This window comes from Dietzia sp. DQ12-76 (assembly GCF_014145045.1).
Lineage (GTDB): Bacteria > Actinomycetota > Actinomycetes > Mycobacteriales > Mycobacteriaceae > Dietzia.
Genome location: NZ_JAALDV010000297.1, coordinates 1 through 2645 on the forward strand (window position 1 = coordinate 1; position 2645 = coordinate 2645).

Sequence of the window (2645 nt, forward strand, 5' to 3'; positions counted from 1 at the left end):
TCGAGGGAGTCGTACGTCTCGCTGAAGCGCGGGTCCTGGCGGTACATGCGGGCCAACAGCACCTGCATCGACCGCGAACAGTCGTAGAACGTCGCGATCGACGCCCGATGCCGCTCGACCAACCCCGCGGCCCGGGGCGAGGCCGGGTCGACGCCGGCCCGTTTCGCGGCGGCGAGGTCGGCGTTCAGCGCGTCCGTCTCCGCCTTGACCCGTCGCCAGTCCTCCTTCGACATCCCCTTTGTCCGCTGCTGCGACTGCTCCCACTGCGGGGTGTCGCCCCACCGTCGCTCGGCCTCGGCCGGCCATTCCTCGTTCCAGTCGGTACCGAAGATCTCGGCACGATCCGAGGGGGTCAGTGGCGTGTTCACTGCGATCGCCTCCTTCAGGCGGTCTACTGCGGAGACCATCTCCTGCAGGTGAGAGATCCGCTCGAGGAGCAGCTCGCGCTGCCGGGACAGGTGGGCCGCCTCGTCGACGTCGGGGTCGTCGAGCAGCACACCGATCTGGGCCAGCGGAAGGCCGAGTTCGCGGTAGACCAGTATCCGGTGGATGCGCGCGACGTCGTCGTCGTCGTACACCCGGTAGTCCGACCACGTCCGGCCGCTGGCCGGTGCCAGCCCGATCCGGTCCCAGTGGTGCAGGGTCCGGATGCTCACGCCCACCAGTTCGGCGACCGCGCCCACGGTGAGGCCCTCGCTCCTCGTCATTCCTCCAGCATCTCTCACATCGGCCACCCTGGGCCCTGACGCGACGTCAGGGTCAAGGGCCGGTCGGTACCGCGGGGGCTTACTCGTCGGTAATATCGGGGTATGAGCCGACCCACATCACGTGTCTACGACCGACTGCGCGACCTCGTCGCGATCCCCGAGTTCCGAGCCGATCCGTCGAGTCGCGAGTCGACGGTGATCGAGGAGGTCTTCACCGGCACGCCGCTCGCCGAGATCCCGGCGGGGACCGCCGACGACGTGGTGGCCGCGGTCGGACGGGCCCGGGCGGCCCAGGTGGCGTGGGCGGAGCGCGAGCCCGCGGATCGCGTCGCCGTTCTCAAGCGGTTCGCCTCCCTGGTCATGAGCAACCGCGACCAGCTCATGGACATCGTCCAGGCGGAGACCGGCAAGAGCCGGGCCTCGGCCCAGGAGGAGGTGCTGGACTGCCTCATCACCGCACGTCACTACGCCCGGACGGCCCCGGCGTTGCTCGCCCCCAAGCGGGTCCAGGGCATGCTCCCGGGCCTGACCAAGGCCGTGGTCCGGCGCCACCCCAAGGGTGTCGTGGGCGTGATCGCGCCGTGGAACTACCCGCTCAACCTCGCCGCCACGGACGCGCTGGCGGCGCTGGCCGCGGGTAACGCCGTGGTGATCAAGCCCGCCTCCATCACCCCGTTCTGTGCCCTCGCCGCGGCGGACATGTTGTACCGCGCAGGCCTGCCGCGCGACCTGTTCCAGGTGGTCCCCGGGTCGGGCCGCACCGTGGGCGGGGCGATCGTGGAGAACGTGGACTACCTCATGTTCACCGGCTCCACGGCCACGGGCCGGACGCTCGGTCGCCAGTGCGGCGAGCGTCTGATCGGCTTCTCCGCGGAACTCGGTGGCAAGAACGCCATGATCGTCGCGGAGGGCGCCGACCTCGACGAGGTCGCCGAGGTGGCCACCCGAGCCTTCTTCTCCAACTCCGGCCAGCTCTGCATCTCCGTGGAGAGGGTGTACGTGGAGAGGTCGGTCGCGCCCCAGCTCGTCGAGAAGCTCACCGCGCGGGTCCAGTCCATGAGCGTGGGCCCCGGGTACGACTTCGAGGCGGAGATGGGCAGCCTGATCTCCCGCGACCAGCTGGAGACCGTGACCGCCCACGTCGACGACGCCGTGGCCAAGGGTGCCCGCGTCCTGGCCGGTGGCCGCCCCCGTCCGGACCTCGGTCCGCTCTTCTACGAACCGACTCTCCTGGCCGACGTGCCCGAGGACGCCACCTGCTTCGGTGAGGAGACGTTCGGGCCGGTCGTGTCGATCTACCCGGTCGACTCGGTGGACGAGGCGGTGGCCAAGGCCAACGACACCGAGTACGGGCTCAACTCCTCGGTCTTCGCCGCGTCCGACGCGGAGGGCGAGGCGATCGCCGCCCGTCTGCGCACGGGCACCGTCAACGTCGGAGAGGGCTACGTGGCCGGATGGGGCTCGGTCGCGGGCCCGATGGGGGGCATGGGCGCCTCCGGGGTCGGTCGTCGACACGGCGACGAGGGCCTGCTCAAGTACACCGAGGCCCAGACCATCGCGACCCAGCGCGTCATGCACCTCGGTGGGCCGTCGTTCCTCCCCCGCAAGCAGTGGCACGCCGTCCTCGCCCCGGCGACCAACGCGATGCGTTTCCTGCCCGGGCGCTAGGCGTCAGTGCAGCTGGTCCGCCCGTCACCGTCCGCGGCGCAGCAGCACGACGGCCCCGCCGATCAGCAGCACGGCCAGTCCGGCGACCACCCACAGTGCCGGGTTGACGCCGGTCGTGGCCTCGCCGGAGGTCTCGTCGGCGATCTGGTTCCCGGCGGGGTCGGCTTGGTCGTCGACCTCGCCCGCCGGGTCGCCGGCGGCACCCGCCGCGGACTGCACGGTGAACACGGACGAGCCGGTCACCACGTGCCCGTCCGCGGAGGTCACCCA

At 71.0% G+C, this 2645-nt stretch carries 2 protein-coding genes and 1 pseudogene; 1 reads left to right on the plus strand and 2 read right to left on the minus strand.

The annotated features are described in order from the left end of the window. On the minus strand, window positions 1-707 hold a 707-nt coding region (locus tag G6019_RS10600), incomplete at its 3' end, for a MerR family transcriptional regulator (RefSeq protein WP_182627559.1). Window positions 708-809: 102 nt separating this feature from the next. On the opposite strand from G6019_RS10600, the gene G6019_RS10605 reads away from it, so the two are divergent. Next, on the plus strand, window positions 810-2375 hold the full coding sequence (locus G6019_RS10605) for a succinic semialdehyde dehydrogenase (RefSeq protein WP_182613344.1): 1566 nt from the start codon (window positions 810-812) through the stop codon (window positions 2373-2375). 24 nt (window positions 2376-2399) lie between these two features. Here the strand turns inward: G6019_RS10605 and G6019_RS10610 are convergent. Further along, window positions 2400-2645, minus strand: a pseudogene (locus tag G6019_RS10610) (copper resistance CopC family protein); the annotation flags it as partial.